This is a genomic window from Streptomyces sp. NPDC006296, from assembly GCF_040613235.1.
Classification (GTDB): Bacteria; Actinomycetota; Actinomycetes; order Streptomycetales; family Streptomycetaceae; genus Streptomyces.
In genome coordinates, this window is record NZ_JBEXRT010000045.1 from 1 (window position 1) to 16908 (window position 16908).

At 74.0% G+C, this 16908-nt stretch carries 14 protein-coding genes; 4 read left to right on the plus strand and 10 right to left on the minus strand.

Features of this window, described 5'->3' with window-relative positions; genetic code table 11:
* Nucleotides 1–52: 52 nt before the first annotated feature.
* Nucleotides 53–1417 carry a dipeptidase gene (locus tag ABZ172_RS25415; RefSeq protein WP_356886795.1) on the minus strand — a complete coding sequence of 455 codons (1365 nt, stop codon included), beginning with the start codon at nucleotides 1415–1417 and terminating at the stop codon, nucleotides 53–55.
* A 194-nt stretch (nucleotides 1418–1611) separates the two neighbouring features.
* Between ABZ172_RS25415 and ABZ172_RS25420 the strand changes: the two genes are divergently transcribed.
* On the plus strand, nucleotides 1612–2877 hold the full coding sequence (locus tag ABZ172_RS25420; protein ID WP_356886797.1) for a geranylgeranyl reductase family protein: 1266 nt from the start codon (nucleotides 1612–1614) through the stop codon (nucleotides 2875–2877).
* A gap of 659 nt (nucleotides 2878–3536) precedes the next feature.
* On the opposite strand, the gene ABZ172_RS25425 is transcribed toward ABZ172_RS25420, so the two are convergent.
* From ABZ172_RS25425 to ABZ172_RS25440, 4 genes are all read right to left on the minus strand, one after another.
* Complete coding sequence (locus tag ABZ172_RS25425) at nucleotides 3537–4145, minus strand: SMI1/KNR4 family protein (RefSeq protein ID WP_356886799.1); 609 nt, start codon at nucleotides 4143–4145, stop codon at nucleotides 3537–3539.
* Between the two features lie 114 nt (nucleotides 4146–4259).
* The gene (locus ABZ172_RS25430) at nucleotides 4260–4556 is read right to left on the minus strand and encodes a DUF6332 family protein (RefSeq protein WP_356886801.1); all 297 of its coding nucleotides are present in this window, start codon (nucleotides 4554–4556) and stop codon (nucleotides 4260–4262) included.
* A 346-nt stretch (nucleotides 4557–4902) separates the two neighbouring features.
* Nucleotides 4903–5271, minus strand: coding sequence for a hypothetical protein (locus ABZ172_RS25435; protein WP_356886803.1), 369 nt, complete (start codon nucleotides 5269–5271; stop codon nucleotides 4903–4905).
* Nucleotides 5272–5350: 79 nt separating this feature from the next.
* The gene (locus ABZ172_RS25440) at nucleotides 5351–6574 is read right to left on the minus strand and encodes an MFS transporter (protein WP_356886805.1); all 1224 of its coding nucleotides are present in this window, start codon (nucleotides 6572–6574) and stop codon (nucleotides 5351–5353) included.
* A 121-nt stretch (nucleotides 6575–6695) separates the two neighbouring features.
* On the opposite strand from ABZ172_RS25440, the gene ABZ172_RS25445 reads away from it, so the two are divergent.
* Entirely contained in the window at nucleotides 6696–7910 is a 1215-nt protein-coding gene (locus ABZ172_RS25445; RefSeq protein WP_356886807.1) for an ROK family protein, read from the plus strand.
* A 125-nt stretch (nucleotides 7911–8035) separates the two neighbouring features.
* On the opposite strand, the gene ABZ172_RS25450 is transcribed toward ABZ172_RS25445, so the two are convergent.
* Nucleotides 8036–8563 (minus strand): ATP-binding protein, encoded by a 528-nt coding sequence (locus tag ABZ172_RS25450; RefSeq protein WP_356886809.1) that lies wholly within the window; start codon nucleotides 8561–8563, stop codon nucleotides 8036–8038.
* Nucleotides 8564–8778: 215 nt separating this feature from the next.
* Nucleotides 8779–9087, minus strand: a complete 309-nt coding sequence (locus ABZ172_RS25455) for a hypothetical protein (RefSeq protein WP_356886876.1) — start codon at nucleotides 9085–9087, stop codon at nucleotides 8779–8781.
* A 300-nt stretch (nucleotides 9088–9387) separates the two neighbouring features.
* Here ABZ172_RS25455 and ABZ172_RS25460 point away from each other — a divergent pair, with 300 nt between their 5' ends.
* Nucleotides 9388–10521 carry a PLP-dependent cysteine synthase family protein gene (locus ABZ172_RS25460; RefSeq protein WP_356886811.1) on the plus strand — a complete coding sequence of 378 codons (1134 nt, stop codon included), beginning with the start codon at nucleotides 9388–9390 and terminating at the stop codon, nucleotides 10519–10521.
* A gap of 25 nt (nucleotides 10522–10546) precedes the next feature.
* Here the strand turns inward: ABZ172_RS25460 and ABZ172_RS25465 are convergent, their stop codons facing one another.
* Both ABZ172_RS25465 and ABZ172_RS25470 read right to left on the minus strand, forming a co-directional pair.
* On the minus strand, nucleotides 10547–10981 hold the full coding sequence (locus tag ABZ172_RS25465; protein WP_356886813.1) for an SRPBCC family protein: 435 nt from the start codon (nucleotides 10979–10981) through the stop codon (nucleotides 10547–10549).
* Nucleotides 10982–11017: 36 nt separating this feature from the next.
* The gene (locus ABZ172_RS25470; RefSeq protein WP_356886815.1) at nucleotides 11018–11848 is read right to left on the minus strand and encodes a DeoR/GlpR family DNA-binding transcription regulator; all 831 of its coding nucleotides are present in this window, start codon (nucleotides 11846–11848) and stop codon (nucleotides 11018–11020) included.
* Nucleotides 11849–12162: 314 nt separating this feature from the next.
* On the opposite strand from ABZ172_RS25470, the gene ABZ172_RS25475 reads away from it, so the two are divergent.
* Nucleotides 12163–14454, plus strand: coding sequence for a hypothetical protein (locus tag ABZ172_RS25475; protein ID WP_356886878.1), 2292 nt, complete (start codon nucleotides 12163–12165; stop codon nucleotides 14452–14454).
* On the opposite strand, the gene ABZ172_RS25480 is transcribed toward ABZ172_RS25475, so the two are convergent.
* Complete coding sequence (locus tag ABZ172_RS25480; protein WP_356886817.1) at nucleotides 14424–16856, minus strand: right-handed parallel beta-helix repeat-containing protein; 2433 nt, start codon at nucleotides 16854–16856, stop codon at nucleotides 14424–14426. The genes ABZ172_RS25475 and ABZ172_RS25480 overlap by 31 nt on opposite strands.
* Nucleotides 16857–16908 lie beyond the last annotated feature (52 nt).

The following is a 16908-nucleotide window of genomic DNA, read 5'->3' on the forward strand; positions in this document are numbered from 1 at the left end:
GCCCGGCGAACCGCGCCGGGCCGCCGGCCGCCCGGCGCGCCCTCGGTCCGCCTCAGCCCTTCTTGGACTCCGCGTAGGTGCGCAGGAACAGCGCCTCGGCGACCGAGAGCCGTTCGAGCTCCTCGGGGGAGACGCTCTCGTTCACGGCGTGGATCTGCGCCTCGGGCTCGCTCAGCCCGATGAGCAGGATCTCCGCCTCCGGGTACAGGCCGGCCAGGGTGTTGCACAGCGGGATGGAACCGCCCATCCCGGAGGTCTGCATCTCCTCGCCCGGGTAGGCGAGGCGCATCGCCTCGGCCATCGACGTGTAGGCGGGGCTGGTGACGTCGGCCCGGAACGGCTGCCCCTGGCCGACCTGTTCGACGGAGACCCGCGCTCCCCAGGGGGCGTGCGACTCCAGGTGGGCGGTCAGCAGCCGGGTGGCCTCGGCGGCGTCCTGGCCGGGCGGCACCCGCAGGCTGACCTGGGCCCGCGCGCTCGCCTGCAGCGACGGGGTGGCTCCGACCACCGGCGGGCAGTCGATGCCGACGACGGTGACCGCGGGCCGGGCCCAGATGCGGTCGGCGACCGTCCCCGAACCGATCAGCCCGACACCGTCGAGCACCTTGGCGTCCGCGCGGAAGTCCTCCTCCGGGTACTGCAGCCCGTCCCACCGCGCGTCGCCGGTGAGCCCGTCGACCGTGGTCGTGCCGTCCTCGGCGCGCAGGGTGGCCAGCAGCTGGATCATCGCGGCCAGCGCGTCCGGGGCCGCGCCGCCGAACTGCCCCGAGTGCAGGTTGCCCGCCAGGGTGTCCAGCTGCACCCGCAGCATGGTCATGCCCCGCAGCGTGGCGGTGACGGTGGGCAGCCCCACACGGAAGTTGCCGGTGTCGCCGATGACGATCGTGTCGGCGGTCAGCAGGTCCGGATGCGCCTCGGCGTACTCCTCGAGACCGCTCGTGCCCTGCTCCTCGGAACCCTCCGCGATCACCTTGACGGTGACCGGGACGCCGCCGTTCGCCTTGAGGGCGCGCAGCGCGAGCAGATGCATGATGAAGCCGCCCTTGCAGTCGGCCGCACCCCGGCCGAACCAGCGGCCGTCGCGCTCGGTCAGTTCGAACGGCGGGGAGAGCCAGGCGGACTCGTCCAGCGGCGGCTGCACGTCGTAGTGCGCGTAGAGCAGCACCGTCGGGGCGCCGGCGGGGCCGGGCAGGCAGCCGTACACCGACTGGGTCCCGTCGGGGGTGTCGAGCAGGGCGACGTCCTGGAAGTCCTCGGCGCGCAGCGCGTCTGCGACCCAGCCGGCCGCCGCCTCGCACTCGCTCCGGGGGAACTGCGCTGGGTCCGCCACCGACCGGAAGGCCACCAGCTCGGCCAGCTCCGCCTTGGCGCGGGGCATCAGCGAGGCAACGGTCTCGGAAATCGGACGGGCGGTCATGGGCACGCTCCTCGTGGGTGCGACGTCAGGACTGTGGCGCGCGGGTGCACGCCGCCGGGTGCGGCGCCGTGGTGGTGGCGTCACGTCCCGGCGGATTCACCGCAGATCCTCCCACAGAGGAGTTCGGCCGCGACGCGCCGTAGGATGCCGTGAGCAGTCGGGGCCACTGGTCGGATCGGGAGCAGAAGCACATCGTGAGCAGCGAGAACGCAGACGCCGGACGTGAGCCGGATGAGTCGTCGTCGGTACCGCAGGAGTCCTCGGTATGGGACGTCGTCGTGGTCGGCGCGGGCCCGGCCGGAGCCTCCGCGGCGTACGCGGCGGCCGTCGCAGGCCGCCGGGTGCTGTTGCTGGAGAAGGCGGAGATCCCCCGCTACAAGACATGCGGCGGCGGAATCATCGGGTTCTCGCGGGATTCCCTGCCCCCCGGGTTCGAACTGCCCCTGAAGGACCGGATCCACGCGGTCACCTTCTCGCTCAACGGGAAGCTGGCCCGCACCCGCAAGTCCAAGCGGATGCTCTTCGGGCTCATCAACCGGCCGGAGTTCGACGCCGGTCTGGTCGAGGAGGCCCAGAAGGCGGGCGCCGAACTGCGCACGGGTGCCGCGGTGGCACGGGTCGAGCAGCACGGGACCGCGGTGCCCGACCGGCGTACGGTCGCGGTGGTGCTCGCCGGCGGTGAGACGGTGCTCGCACGCGCCGTCGTCGGCGCGGACGGGAGCGCGGGGCGGATAGGGGCCCATGTCGGGGTGAAGCTCGACCAGGTGGACCTCGGCCTGGAGGCCGAGATCCCCGTCCCGGAGACCGTCGCGGAGGACTGGGCGGGCCGGGTGCTCATCGACTGGGGCCCGATGCCCGGGAGTTACGGCTGGGTCTTCCCCAAGGGCGACACCCTGACCGTCGGAGTGATCTCGGCGCGTGGTGACGGCGCGGGCACCAAGCGCTATCTGGAGGACTTCGTCGGCCGGCTGGGCCTCGCCGGGTTCGAGCCGACGGTCTCCTCCGGCCATCTCACCCGCTGCCGCAGCGAGGACTCGCCGCTCTCCCGGGGGCGGGTGGTGGTCTGCGGCGACGCCGCCGGGCTGCTGGAGCCCTGGACCAGGGAAGGGATCTCCTTCGCCCTGCGGTCCGGACGGCTCGCCGGCGAGTGGGCGGTCCGGATCGCCGAGTCGCACGACGCGGTCGACGCACGGCGCCAGGCCCTCAACTACGCGTTCGCGATCAAGGCCGGGCTGGGTGTCGAGATGAGCGTCGGGCGCCGCATGCTCCGGCTCTTCGAACGGCGCCCCGGCGTCCTGCACGCGGTCCTGACGGGCTTCCGGCCCGCCTGGAACGCCTTCGCGGGCGTCACCCGGGGGACCACGTCGCTGGCCGAGCTGGTCCGCTCGCATCCGCTGGCCCAGCGCGCCCTGCACGCGATGGACCGTCAGGGGGCGGACGGGGCCGGCTCCCGGTCCTGATCCGGAGGACGCGGCGGCCTGGGCGGTCGGCCGGGAGTCCGGCGCCGGCCGACCTCGCCCCGGACGCCCCGGCCGGTCCTCCCGGCCCGGGCGCTTCGGACGGGCCCGCAGGATCCGCACCTCCGGCCCGCCGTCCGCGGCCTCCACGGCGGTGAAGGCGCGTACCCCGCCGTCCTCGTGAGCTTCCCGCCACCGCATGTCCCGGCCCTACGGGAGCTCCCGCGGGCGGAGCCCGGGCGCTGCGCGCCGTGGGTGGTGGGGCTTCACCGGGACGGGCCGTGTCCGGCCGCTCCTGCGGCCCCGCAGCGGCACCACCGGCGGCGCCCGGTGGCCCGCTCCGACACGGACAGCACGACATGATCGTCGACGGGAGGCGCCGATCACCGGTGGCCGCACGTCCGGCACGGACCTCGGTGGCGGTCCTGCCGGACCGGTCGCCGCGGTCATCGCCCCGGCCGTCATGGCCGCCCTCTCCGGCCCCGCCCGCCCCTGGTCGTCGCGGGGGCTTCACCGCCTGGTTCGTCCTCGCCCCGACCCTCATCCGGATCAGGGGAGGCCGCGGCGGCGGAGCCGTCCGGCGGGCCGGCCTCGCCCCTTTCGGACGGGGCGGCCACCTCACTCCCTGAGCGAGCGGAACGGCGGGCCCGGTCCGCGTCCTCCTACCGGTCCATGCTCTTGTACTCGGACCGGAACAGCGCCGAGAAGCTGGGGAACCTCGTCGGACCGCCGTACTTCGGCGCGAACTCGTAGGCGGCCCACTCCCCGTCCGGTCCGACGTCGGCCGGATCGAGCAACCAGAAGTCCTCGCCACGGGCGATCTCGACGGAACGACGGAACAGCCGCACCTCGTCCTCGTTGCCGGGTATGGAGTCGTAGATCTCGGTCACCCGCCTGCCGGCGTCGCCGTCCCGCATCCACGAGACGCGGCCGCACGGATGCACCCCGTCCACCCAGGTGTCCAGGTGCTTCCATCCGTCGCTCGCCAGGAAGAACCCCCTCAGGCTCGGCGGGAAACGCACCCCGAGCCGCTCCTCGGAGGCCACCAGGGCGTCCTCCTGAGCCGGCGGTTCACCCAGCCACAGCTCGACCCGCTCCTCCCGGTCCAGCGCGTCCCACTGGTCCTCGTCCAGCAGATCGGCCAACTCGTCGGTGTCGGCGCAGTTCTTCACGTACCGCTCGCCGTACCGCTCCAGAAAGCCACGCCACTCCTGCGGTGTGGTCAGCACAGCGTCAACTGCGGTCCCGGTAAAGCCATGTGCCTCGGTCATGCCGGCCATGCTGCCAGGTGGCTGTGACAACGCAGGCCGCCGCCGGTACCGCGGGAGGATCCGCCCGTGGTTCCCGCCCGTGCGCGCGGACGACGTGGCGCGTGACGACCCGCCCTACGAGTCCTGGCGCGTGCGCTCCGGTCGCCCGGACCGCCTGCCGGGCAGGGGCTGTTCGCCGGCCGACCGGGGAAAGCGCCACAGCACGTGGACGACCCGGACCGTGAACGCCGACGCCCCGAGCACGGCCCCGGCCAGGAACAGGCCGCGCTCGACCCCGGCCGGCAGAGCGAGGAGCAGAGCGGGGAGGGAGACCCCGGTGAACGTCGCCGCGGCGACCAGGGCGCCGCTGACGAAGGCGTAGCCGATCTCGACGGTCATCGCGTCCCGCTCCACCTGGCTGCGTCGTGGCATGACCGGAGTGTCGCAGCGGGCCGGGCGACCGGCAAGGACGCCTCCCGTTCCTCGCGCCGGGGCCGGTGCACAGCGGCGAGGCCGACACCCGGGCCGGTGCGACCCGTGAGGGCCTCGGGGCCGACCCGGTCAGGTTCACCGGGGGACCCCCACGGGCCGCACCGCCGGGGCGCATCGCCGGGCCGGACCGCCGGGCCGCACCGCTCCGGGCCCCCGGACGGACCCCGCCGGCCACGGGCACGGCCACGACCAGGCGCGCGAGCGCCGCCACGTCCCGGTGGCGAGCACGGACGACGGCCCCGTACCGCCCTCCGCAGGCGGTACGGGGCCGGAGCGCGGCCGCCCGTCAGGCGCTCTGCGGATGCGCCGAGTGGCTCCGGCCGGGGCGCTGCAGCAGCCGGGAGAACCAGCCGAGCGCGCAGGCCTGGACGAGGACCGACACGACGAGCGCCAGGTAGACGAACCAGGCGGGACCCCCGGCGTCCGCCCCCGCCATCGAGCTGCCGAGGAGGAAGGCGAACACGGTCGGCGCCGCCAGGAAGAACAGCCAGACCCCGGCGAACGAGGCGTCGTCGTGGGTCACGAACACGGTGTCGACCGTCACGAACACCGCGACCGCCAGCACGAGGCCGAGGTAGATCCGCGAAGCCGTGTTGCCGAAGGTCAGTCGTGCCAGTGCACGCAGGTGCCGCACGTCCGCAAGCCGGTGATTCATGTCCGCTCCCTGTCGATGGCTGAGGTCTCCATCGTGCTCCGGACCGCCGGACCGCGCCTGAGTACGCCTACTCAATCGCTCAGTTGTTCGTCGTCCGGCGGGCCGCGAAGCCGAGGACCGACGCCGTGGCGGCGAGCAGGGTCACGGTCGTGAGCGCCACCGGGAGGGAGATCCAGTCGGCGAGGAAACCGATCACCGGCGGGCCCAGCAGCATCCCGCCGTAGCCGAGGGTCGAGGCCGCGGCCACCCCGCCGGGCCCCGCCAGCGCGCCCGCCCTGCCGACCGCGACGGGGAATATGTTCGCCAGCCCCAGACCGGCCACCGCGAAGCCCAGCAGCGCGAGCCAGAGGGCCGGGGCCAGCGCGCCGAGCAGCATCCCCGCCGCGGCCGTCGCCCCGCCCACCACCAGCGTGCGGGTCTGCCCGAACCGTTCGAGGAGCGTGGTGCCGCTGAGCCTGCCGACCGCCATCGTCAGCGCGAACAGGGAGTACCCGGCGGCTGCGGGACCGGGGGAGGCGCCCAGGTCCTGGCTCAGGTGCAGCGCTCCCCACTCGGCCAGCGCCCCTTCGCCGTACGCCGTGCAGAGGGCGATCACGCCGAACAGCACCACGATCCGGCGCGCCCCGGTGCCCGTCACCGCGGGCGGGCCGGGGGCGTCCGCCGCCCGCCGCTCCGCGGGGGCCGCTGCGGCCCCGCCGCGCAGCAGCGCCGGGGCGGTCACCGCCGTGACGAGCAGCCCGACGGCCGTCAGGGCGGCGAGATGGATCGCGGGCGACAGGCTGCCCGCGACCAGGCCGCCGAGCCCCGCGCCCGCCATGCCGCCGAAGCTGAACGCGGCGTGGAAGCTCGGCATCACCGGGCGCCGCAGCGCGGTCACCAGATCGACGGCCGCGCTGTTCATCGCGACGTTCATCCCGCCGTACGCGGCGCCGAAGAGGAGCAGCACGAGACCGAGCGAGAGGGCCGAATGCGTCTGCGCGGGGAGGGCGATGCTCAGGGACAGCAGGACGCCGCAGACCACGGTGACCGCATGGCTCCCGTGGCGCCGGCAGAGCCGCCCGGTGAGCATCATGGTGACCACCGCGCCCGCGGAGACGCCGAGCAGGGCGAGTCCGAGCGTGGACGCGGTGGCTCCCGTCTGGTGCTTGACGGCCGGGATGCGGACCACCCAGCCGGCGAAGAGGAAGCCGTCGAGGGCGAAGAACACGGTCAGGGCGGCGCGGAGGCGGGCCGGCGGAGGCGCGGAGGTGTCCGCGCCGCGTTCCCCCGGCGGGGCCGTCCGCAGTTTGTTTACGCGCGGCACAAAGTGAGCATAGGGTGGCCCCGACATCGCACGCAAGGCCGTTGCCCCGGTGGCCGGCCGGTGAACGGTGCGGGGCGCGGGAGCGTCGGCGAAGCCCTCGGACCATGGGAGACTCGCCCCCATGAACGGCAAGCCGACCACCACGCGGACCAAGCTGGAGAGGGGCCGCAGCGCCCTCGGGCCCGCTCTGGAACTCGTGCACACGGGGCGCGCCCCCACCCGTGCCGTACTGACCTCCGAACTGGGGGTCACCCGTGCCACGGCGGGTGCGGTGGCCGCCGAGCTGGAGGCGCTCGGGCTCATCAGGGTCGACTCCAGCCCTGGCTCCGCCGCCGGTTCCCAGGGCCGCCCGTCGCACCGGCTGTCCGTCCGGGACGACGGGCCCGTGGCCCTCGCGGCCCAGGTGCACTCCGACGGCTTCCGTGCCGCGCTGGTGGGGCTCGGAGGCCGGATCGTCGCCACCGCGCCCGGCTGCGTCGCCGTCATGGCCGACCCCGCCCAGGTCCTCGGCGAGGTCGTGGAGGCCGGGGCCCGGCTCCTGCGGGAGAGCGGGCTGCGCTGTGTCGGCGCCGGCCTCGCCGTCCCCTCCGCGGTCGCCGAACCCGAGGGGACCGCGCTCAACCCGCTGCACATCGCCTGGCCGGCCGGAGCGCCGGTCCGGGAGATCTTCTCCGCCCGCGTCCGCGCGGCGGGCATCGCCGGCCCCGCGTTCACCGGGAACGACGTCAACCTCGCCGCCCTGGCCGAGCACCGGCACGGCGCGGGACGTGGCGCCCAGCACCTGCTCTGCGTGGCCACCGGCCACCGGGGGGTGGGCGGCGCCCTCGTCCTGGACGGACGTCTGCACAGCGGGAGTTCGGGGCTCGCCCTGGAGGTGGGGCACCTCACGGTGAACCCCGAGGGCCGCCCCTGCCACTGCGGCGGCCGGGGCTGTCTCGACGTCGAGACCGACCCCCTGGCCTTCCTCACGGCGGCCCGCCGGGAGCCCGGCCCCGAGGAGTCCCTGCTCAAGCAGTCCGGCGACCTGCTGCGCACGGAGTACGGGGACCCCGACGTGCGGGCCGCCGCGCAGGAGCTGATCGACCGGCTCGGCCTCGGCCTCGCCGGACTGGTGAACATCCTGAACCCGGACCGCATCGTCCTGGGCGGGCTGCACCGCGACCTCCTGCAGGCCGACCCCGAACGACTGCGCGCCGTGGTCGCCGACCGCAGCCTGTGGGGGCGCAGCGGCAGCGTGCCGATCCTCTCCTGCACGCTGGACCACAACAGCCTGGTGGGCGCCGCCGAGATGGCGTGGCAGCCCGTGCTCGACGACCCGCTGTCCGCGCCGGCCTGACCGGCGGCCGGGCGGGCCGGCGCGCACCCGGTGGCGCGCCCCGGCGCCGTGCGCACCGCGGTGGTGCCCCGGGGCCCTCAGATCCAGGGCCCTCAGCCTCCGGGGGCCCTCAGCCCCGGGGGGCCTCAGCCGACGACGGCCGACCGGGCCCGGGCCCGCGCCGTCGAGGGCTCCAGGAGCCCGGCGGCGTCCGGTCCGAACGGGCCGTCGGTCGTCGACCCGTACACCGGCAGGGAGTGCGGCGCGGCGCCGGTGAACGAGGGGGCGGGCAGGGTGAACCAGATGACCTTCCCCGCGTCCTCGCTCGGTCGTACGCCCCAGCTCTCGCTGACCGCGGCGATCATCGCCAGTCCGCGCCCGGAGGTGGCGGACGAGTCGGCGTCGCACACGGTCGGCAGCCGGGGGTCGTGGTCGTGGACGGAGACCGTCAGCCGGTCGAGCAGCAGCTGGACCTCGACGGTGCATGATTTGTCCGGCTGTGCGTGCCGGTGGACGTTGGTCAGCAGCTCGGTGACACCCAGCGCGGCAGAGTCGATCAGAGGATCGAGATGCCAGTAGCGCAGTTGCGCCGAGATGATTCTGCGGACCTGACCGATCCGCGACGGCAGGGCCTGGAGCTCCACCGCGCAGTGCCTGCTTGGCTCGCTGATCACGGCTGCGACTCCCCGAAAGAGGTCCGGAAGAAGACGGAGGAACGGATCCAGCAGATGGCTGGCTGCTGTGTCTGGTCATGCGTGGTCCGTCCTGCGGGGCTACCGGCGGAAGACGGCTTTCGTTGTCACCGCCGGTACACCATCAGTGACGTGAGACCAGCGTGACCCAGGGGGTTGGGCTCCGCAACTCGCGGTGCCCGCGCCGGACCGCAGCGTCAGATACGCCTGCCCGCGGCCTTCCGCAGGGCCTCCAGGAACCTGCGGACCGGAGCGGCCCCGCCGGGGCGGCGATTGCGCTGGCCCATGGTCAGCCGGTACCGCACCCCGTTGATGCGGGCGATCGCCGAGTCGGCGGCCAGGAACCACGGCTTGCCGGCGCTCACGGTCGTCACCGGGGCACTGGCGATCTCCCGCCCGTTGCTCGTCAGCAGGGCGATCCGGCCGTCCTTGACGATCACTTGCCCCGCTCTGGTCAGCGACCGGGCCCACCGCTGGATCCTGACGTCGCTCGCGCGGAAGTCCACCGCGCCGAACTCCGGCCTGCCGAACTCCGGCGCACCGAAATCCGCAGCACTGAACTCTGTCTCGGCCACTTCGCCCCCCTCGTACCCGCTTCTGCAAGTCTGCCCGCGGACCCGGCCCGTGCGCCAGGCCTCGTCATCTCTTCCGGCAGCGACCGGGATCCGTGCCCGCCCCCGGCCCGCGGAAGCTCGAACACCTGGGCCAAGGAAAGGCTATGGACCGTCAAAGCAAACGTTTGTGCAGGTAGGGGGAATATCGTGGGGACGTCACGCAGGACCGTCGTCACCCGAAGGAGACCGCTGATGGACACCGGTGAGCAGACCCCCGGCGGTGGCGTCATCGACACCGTGGACGTCGACCGGAGTGACCCGGACTACCGGACCTGGCTCAAGGAGGCGGTGCGCAAGGTCCAGGCGGACGCCAACCGTTCGGCCGACACCCACCTCCTGCGCTTCCCGCTGCCGGAGCACTGGGGCATCGACCTCTACCTCAAGGACGAGTCGACGCACCCGACGGGCAGCCTCAAGCACCGGCTGGCCCGCTCGCTGTTCCTCTACGGGCTCTGCAACGGCTGGATCCGCCCCGGCAAACCGGTCATCGAGGCGTCCAGCGGCTCGACCGCCGTCTCGGAGGCGTACTTCGCCAAGCTGATCGGCGTGCCGTTCGTCGCCGTGATGCCCCGGACCACCAGCCCCGAGAAGTGCCGCCTGATCGAATTCCACGGCGGCCGGTGCCACTTCGTGGACGACTCCCGCCGGCTGTACGAGGAGTCGGCGGCCCTCGCGGCCGAGACCGGTGGACACTACATGGACCAGTTCACCTACGCCGAACGCGCCACCGACTGGCGGGGCAACAACAACATCGCCGAGTCCATCTACCAGCAACTGCGCCTGGAGCGGTATCCCGAGCCGGCCTGGATCGTCGCCACCGCCGGCACCGGCGGAACCTCCGCGACCATCGGCCGCTACGTCCGCTACATGCAGCACGACACCCGGATCTGCGTACCCGACCCGGAGAACTCCTGCTTCTTCGACGGATGGACCCGCCACGACCCGCTGGCGACCGCCGACTGCGGCTCACGCATCGAGGGCATCGGCCGGCCGCGGATGGAGCCCAGCTTCGTGCCCGGGGCCATCGACCGGATGATGAAGGTGCCGGACGCGGCCAGCGTCGCGGCGGTCCGGGTGCTCGAACGCGCCATCGGCCGCAAGGCGGGCGGCTCGACCGGCACCGGCCTGTGGAGCGCCTTCCGGCTCGTCGCCGAGATGGTGGAGCGGGGGAGCACGGGCAGTGTCGTCACGCTGTTCTGCGACCCCGGGGACCGCTACCTCGACAAGTACTACGCGGACGACTGGCTGCGCGGGCAGGGCCTTGACATCCGGCCGTACACCGAGGCGATCGACCACTTCCTGGCCACCGGCACCTGGCCCGCCTGACCCGGCCCCGGGAGCGGCGCGGCCTTCAGTCCTCCAGGAGGACGCCCAGCTCCCGGGAGAAGACCCGCCGGCCCGTCGTCGCCAGCAGCGGATCCGCCCAGCGGGGGAGCAGCCGCACACGCAGCTCCTCGACCCAGATCACATGGGAGCCCGAACCGGTCGGGCAGACGTCGATGGAGGCACGGCCGCGCACCACGGACCCGCGCTTCTCCAGCCGGCACACCCCGGCCCGGCCCGCCGCGGGCGGGGTCCAGCGCACCACTTCCATCGGATCGTCGAAACCCAGCGGACCCACCCCGGTACGGGCCACGAAGACCGTCCCGACCCGGGTGGGCCCCCCGGCAGGGACGGTGACCGAGGTGAGCGGCACGGTCCCGCCGTGCCGCTCCCAGTCGGTCACCCGCCGCCACGCCTCGGCGGCGGGCAGGGGGGTGAAACGCTCGATACGGAAGAGGGCCACGGCCCGATCCTAAGCGCACCCGCGAGGCGCCGCGGACTACTCGTCCGCCGGTCCGCCCGCCACCACCAGGCCGGGAAGATGCTCCGCTATCTCCTGCCGGGCGCCGTCCGGCACCCCCGCGTCCGTCACGAACGCGTCGACCTCGTCAAGGGCCGCGAACGAACTCAGGCCCACCGTGCCCCACTTGGTGTGATCGGCGACCACGACGACCCGCCTGGCCGCCCGCACGAAGCGGCGGTTCGTCTCGGCCTCCGCGAGGTTCGGCGTGGAGAGCCCGGCCTCGACCGAGATCCCGTGCACCCCGAGAAACAGGACGTCGAAGTGGAGCGAGCCGATCGCACGGTCCGCGACGGGTCCCACGAGCGAGTCCGACGGCGTACGGACCCCGCCGGTCAGGACCACCGTCGCCGCCCCGGTCCGCGCCCCGCCGACGGCCGTCGGGCGCTGCGCGTCGTGGAAGACGTCGGCGACCCGCACCGAGTTCGTCACCACCGTCAGCCCCGGTACCTCCAGCAGGTGACGGGCCAGCGCGAACGTCGTCGTGCCGCCGGAGAGCGCGATCGCACTGCCGGGCGCCGCCATCGGGGCCGCGGCCCGCGCGATGTCCTCCTTGGCGCTGAGTTCCAGCGTCGACTTGGCCTCGAACCCCGGCTCGTGCGTGCTCGCCTCGACGACCGGCACGGCCCCGCCGTGCACCTTCTCGATGACGCCCTGACGCGCCAGCGCGTCCAGGTCACGGCGGATGGTCATGTCGGAGACGCTCAGCTTGCGGGTCAGCTCGTTGACCCTGACCCCGCCGCGCCTGCGCACGTCGTCGAGGATGAGCGCGCGCCGCTGCTCCGCGAGCAGGTTCTGATTGTCGCTCAACGCCGGGCCCGGCCCTTTCCTCTGTCCGCACGGTCCGGCAGCGGTCCTGCGGGACCTCGCCATCCTCCCACGCAGGAGTGCAGGTCGTCCCACTGGGGAGATTCGGTGAGAGCCGCTGCGGCGGACCCCTGCCGTCGGAGAAGGTGGTGACGCCACATCAGTCCAGACGCCGTACGCCCACCGGCCGACCGCCGGACGGACCGGAGAGGGAGCCGCCGACCGTGCACCCCGCACCCCGTGCCGAGGCCGCGCAGAGCAGCGGCGCCACCCTGGAACTGCTCGTCCACGGCGTCGGCGGCACCACCCCGCAGGAGATGCTCGGTGATCCGCGGACGACCAGGATCACCGGTGACGCCACGGCCGCCGTGTACCGGCGCACCGAGGACGTCGGAGCCGAACACGACCCCGGACGCCACCGTGACGGCCCCGTCGCCGAGGCCTACTGCTGGTCCAACCTCACCTCGGGCAACGGCTCCCGTGCCCTGTGGCTGCTCCTGCTCCCCTTCATGGTGGTCAACCTCGCCCACTGGATGAGACCCGCCGCCCGCGGACGCGCCCGGACCGTCCGGCTCTACGGGGTGCTGGTGCGGCTCGTCGCCCTCAGCCTCACCGTGCTGCTGACCGCCGCGGCCTGCGAGGTCGCCCTCGACCTGGTGGCCTGGCAGTGCGCCGGGACGGCCGAGTGCTCCGTGCAGCGCTCCTGGCTCGGTTTCCTGTCCGCACGCCAGGACGGGTGGTTCGCCCAGCCCGGACGCCGCCTGGCCGTCGCCGCGCTCGTGCCCACCGCCCTGGTGGCGCTGCTCTGGTACCTGTCCAACCGCACCTGGAGCGCCTACGAGTCGCAGCGCCCGCTGACCTGGGAGGAACCGGCCGGAGCGGACACCGGCCCCGACGAGGACCCCGGGGCCCGGACCGGCGCCCCCCTGGTACGCCCGGCCCTCGGCCGGCCCGGATTCTGGTACGGGCGACGGCTGGTGGCCCGGCTCCGCGCCGCGCACACCGCGGCCGGATTCCTCACGGTCGCGGCCACGATCGGCGTCACCACCGCCCGGTACGACCGGTCCGCCGGCAGCCCTGTACCGGCGGTTTTCGGACACCTGGTCGAGGGCGGCCTCCTGCTGTGCGGAGTCGTGGCCGTCACGGTCGTCTGCCACCGGGGGCGCAGCGAGCGGCGCCTCGACCACCGGATCGACCGCGCCGTCACCTCGTTCCTGCCCGGCACCGCACTCGTCCTGCTGCTCTGCACGGTGGTCCACGCCGGCTGGTCGCGCCCCGGATGGGAGTCCTCGGGCACTCTGCCCGGCGAGGCCGTGTTCCGTGCGCTGGCCCTCGGCCAGGGCCTGTGCGTCGTCGCGCTGGCCGGGGTGGCACTGAGCCTGTACCGGCGCGCCCCCGAGCCGCGCACCACCCTGCACGGCCTCGGCGGCCCCGCCGTGGCCATGCTCGCGTGCGCCCTCGGAGGTGTGATGACCGGCGGCGTCGCCCAGCGGGTGGCCGACTGGCTCGACGGTCCCGGAACCCCCGGCATGGGGGCGGGCGCCGACATACCGGGACCGCCGGTCCTCCTCAGCTGGCAGGCCTCCGTCATCCCCGTCCTGCTGCTGCTCCTGGTCCCGCCGGTCCTCTGGCTGGCGGTCCGCACCCTGCGCGTCGCCCGCCGCACCGGACCCGCGATCGAGGCGGAGTACGGCGAGGAGCACCCCCAGCCCGGACGCACCCGGCGGATCGCCCGCACCCGTGCCACCGCCGCCCTCACCGACTCCGCACCCGGCATCCTCGGACTGCTCTCCGCCGCCACCCTGCTGCTCGGGGTCGGGGCCGTGGCCGGTTCCTGGCTCACCGGCGAGGTCCCCGGGCTCGCGGCGGACGGCACCGGGTCCGTCGCCGAGTCGCTCGCCGAGACGGCCCAGTCGACCGGCTCCTGGCTGACCGGGTTCGGGGTCATACTGTTCGTCACCTGGGGCCGGCGCGCCTACCGCGACGTCTCCGCCCGCCGCACCATCGGCATCCTCTGGGACGTGGGCACGTTCTGGCCGCGCGCCGCACACCCCTTCGCACCGCCCTGCTACGCCGAGCGGGCCGTCCCCGACCTCTCCTCCCGGATGTCCGCCTGGACCGGCAGCACCCGGGGACGCCTCGTCATCTCCGGGCACTCCCAGGGCAGCGTGCTCGCCGCGGCGGCGGTCTGGCAGCTCCCCGACCCGGCGCGCCGCAGGGTCGCCCTGCTCACGTACGGATCACCGATCGAACGGCTCTACGGCCGGTGGTTCCCCGCCTACTTCGGCCGGGAGCCCCTCGAAGGCCTCCAGCGGTCCGTGCACTGCTGGCGCAACCTCTGGCGTGCCACGGACCCGATCGGCGGCCCGGTCCTGATCGACGAGGGGCCCGGCGGCCCCGAGGTGGACCGCGGTCCGCTGAAGGACCCGCTGGTCTACGGACGGACCGTCGAACACCCGCTGCCGGAACCGGTCCTGGGGCACTCGGACTACCAGGCCGACCCGGTCTTCGCCGTCGAACGCGCCGCCCTCCTGGACCGGCTCGGGCCCGTCGTGCCCCGGCAGTCGGGCGGCGCCGCTCAGGTCAGCTCCGGGAGGTCCTCCGGATAGAGCATGGTCAGGTCGTCCGTGCTCGGCTCGGCGAGCTGGGCGACCCGGCCCGCGTGCCGCTCCACCATCGACTCGAACGTCTGACGCGCCGTACGGCCGTTGCCGAAGGCGGGCCCCTTGGGGAGCTCCGTGAAGTACTTCAGCAGCGCGTCCCCGGTCCCCTCCGCCAGGCTGTACTCGTGCTCGTCGCTCTGCTGCCCGACGATGCGCAGCAGCTCCTCCGGCGCGTAGTCGCTGAAGGTGATGGTCCGGGAGAAGCGGGACGCCACCCCGGGGTTGACGGTGAGGAAGCGCTCCATCTCGTGCGTGTACCCGGCCACGATCACCACCACGGCGTCGCGGTGGTCCTCCATCAGCTTGACCAGCGTGTCGATGGCCTCCCGGCCGAAGTCGCGGCCGGAGTCCTCGGGGGACAGGGCGTACGCCTCGTCGACGAACAGCACCCCGCCGCGCGCCCGGTCGAACGCCTCCTGGGTCCGGATGGCGGTGGAACCGATGTGCTCCCCGACCAGGTCGACACGGGACACCTCCACGAGGTGACCGTGCTCCAGCACCCCGAGCGAGGCCAGGATCTCCCCGTACAGCCGGGCGACGGTCGTCTTGCCCGTGCCGGGGGAGCCGGTGAAGACCAGGTGACGGCGCACCGAGGCGGCCTTCAGACCGGCCAGCCGGCGGCGCCGGCCCACCTCGATCATGTCGGTCAGCGCCCGCACCTCGCGTTTGACGCTGTCCAGCCCCACCAGGGCGTCCAGCTCGCCCAGCACCTCGCCCGCGTCGCGCACCGGCCCGGCCGGCGGCGCGGGGGCGTCGACCGGCTCCGGGGTGCTGCGCTGCTCCGGCATCGCGCTCAGCAGCCCGGGTGTCGTCTGCGTCGCGGTGAGGACCGCCGGCGGGGGAGCGGCGGCGCGCAGCCCGCTCTCGTCGCTGGTGCAGTCCCGGGCCACCGGGCCGGCCGCGTGGCCGTCCCCGCCGGCGGCGTCGGGGAACTCGTAACCGCCGCGGGCGCAGCGCTCCGTCCGGCAGCGGGTCAGGGTGGAGCGGCAGCCGTCCATCACGTGGAAGCCGTAGCCCTCGCTGCCGGTGACCCGGCAGCCGTCGAACGTGCCACGGCCCTCCGCCGAGACGTAGAAGCCGGCCTCCGCCGGCGAGGTGACCGTGCACCGCTCGATGGTCGGGTCGGCGCCCTTGGTCACGATGACCCCGGTCTGCGCCGCGTCGATGGTGCAGTTGTTCAGCGTGCCGCCGCTGCCGTGGTCACGGAACCAGGCCCCGGTGGACGCCTCCCGGATCCGGCAGTCGTCGAGCTGGGCGGTGGCCCCGTCGCTGACCGAGACCGCCGTGTTGCGGATCTGGGACAGGTCGCTGTCCACGACGTCCGCGCGCGAACCGCGGTCCAGGACGAAGAGGGCGTCGGGCACGTCGTGGACCCGGCACGAGTCGAGTATCACCGTGGCCCCGTCGCTGACCCACACCGCCGGATAGTCGCCCGTGCTGTCGTGGATCTCGCACTGGTTGGCGTCCACCCGGGTGCCCGGGTCCCAGACCGACAGGCCGTTGCGGCCGAACCTGCGGACCGTCGAGCGGGTCAGCGTGAGGACCGAACGGGACCGCAGGTCGACCGCGTTCTCCGGGATGTCGTGGATGTCGCAGTCCGCCAGCGTGAGGACCGCGTCGGTGTCCAGGGTGACCCCGTCGGCGGACGTGCGGTGGACGGTGCAGTCGGTGAGGTGCGCGGTGCCGCGCGAGGTGACCTGCACCCCGCTGCCCTTGATCTCGTAGATCTCGCAGCCCACCGCCTCCAGCCCGCTGCCCTCGCCGGTCACGCTCAGCCCCGCGCCCGAGGCGTGGTGCACCCGGCAGCGTTCCAGCCGCGGGTGCGCGCCGTCGCGGACCGAGACGCCGGACTGCCCGGCGGAGACGATCTCGCACTCCTCGAACACCCCGCCGGCGCCGTCCAGCACGGCGATGCCCACGCCCGCCGGGTTGTCGACCGTGCAGCGGCGCACGGTCGGCCGGGCCGCGCCCCGCACCTCCATGCCGGCGGCCGACCTGGTCACGATGCGCAGGTCGGACAGTTCGGGAGCGCCCTCCTCGACCAGCAGGGCGGGGGCGGCCGAGTCCTGGCCCTCCACGTGCAGGTCCTGGACGACGGCGGAGGCGCGGACGGTCAGGGGGACGCCGTCGGCCGGGGCGATCCGCACGGACCCCGCCGAGCCCTCCGGCCCGCGCAGCGTCACCGCGCGGTGGACGACGAGATTCTCCCGGTAGGTGCCGGGGGCGATGGTGAGGACGTCACCGTCCGCTGCGGCCTCCAGGGCGGCGGTGAGGGAAGCGTATTCGCCCGTGCGGCGGCGCCATCGCGATGTGCCGGTGTGCGTCACCTGGACCGTGCCCTGTGCCATGGTGCTGCTGTGCCCCCACCTCGTGCCGTGTGCGCCGCCTCGTGCCTGTCCG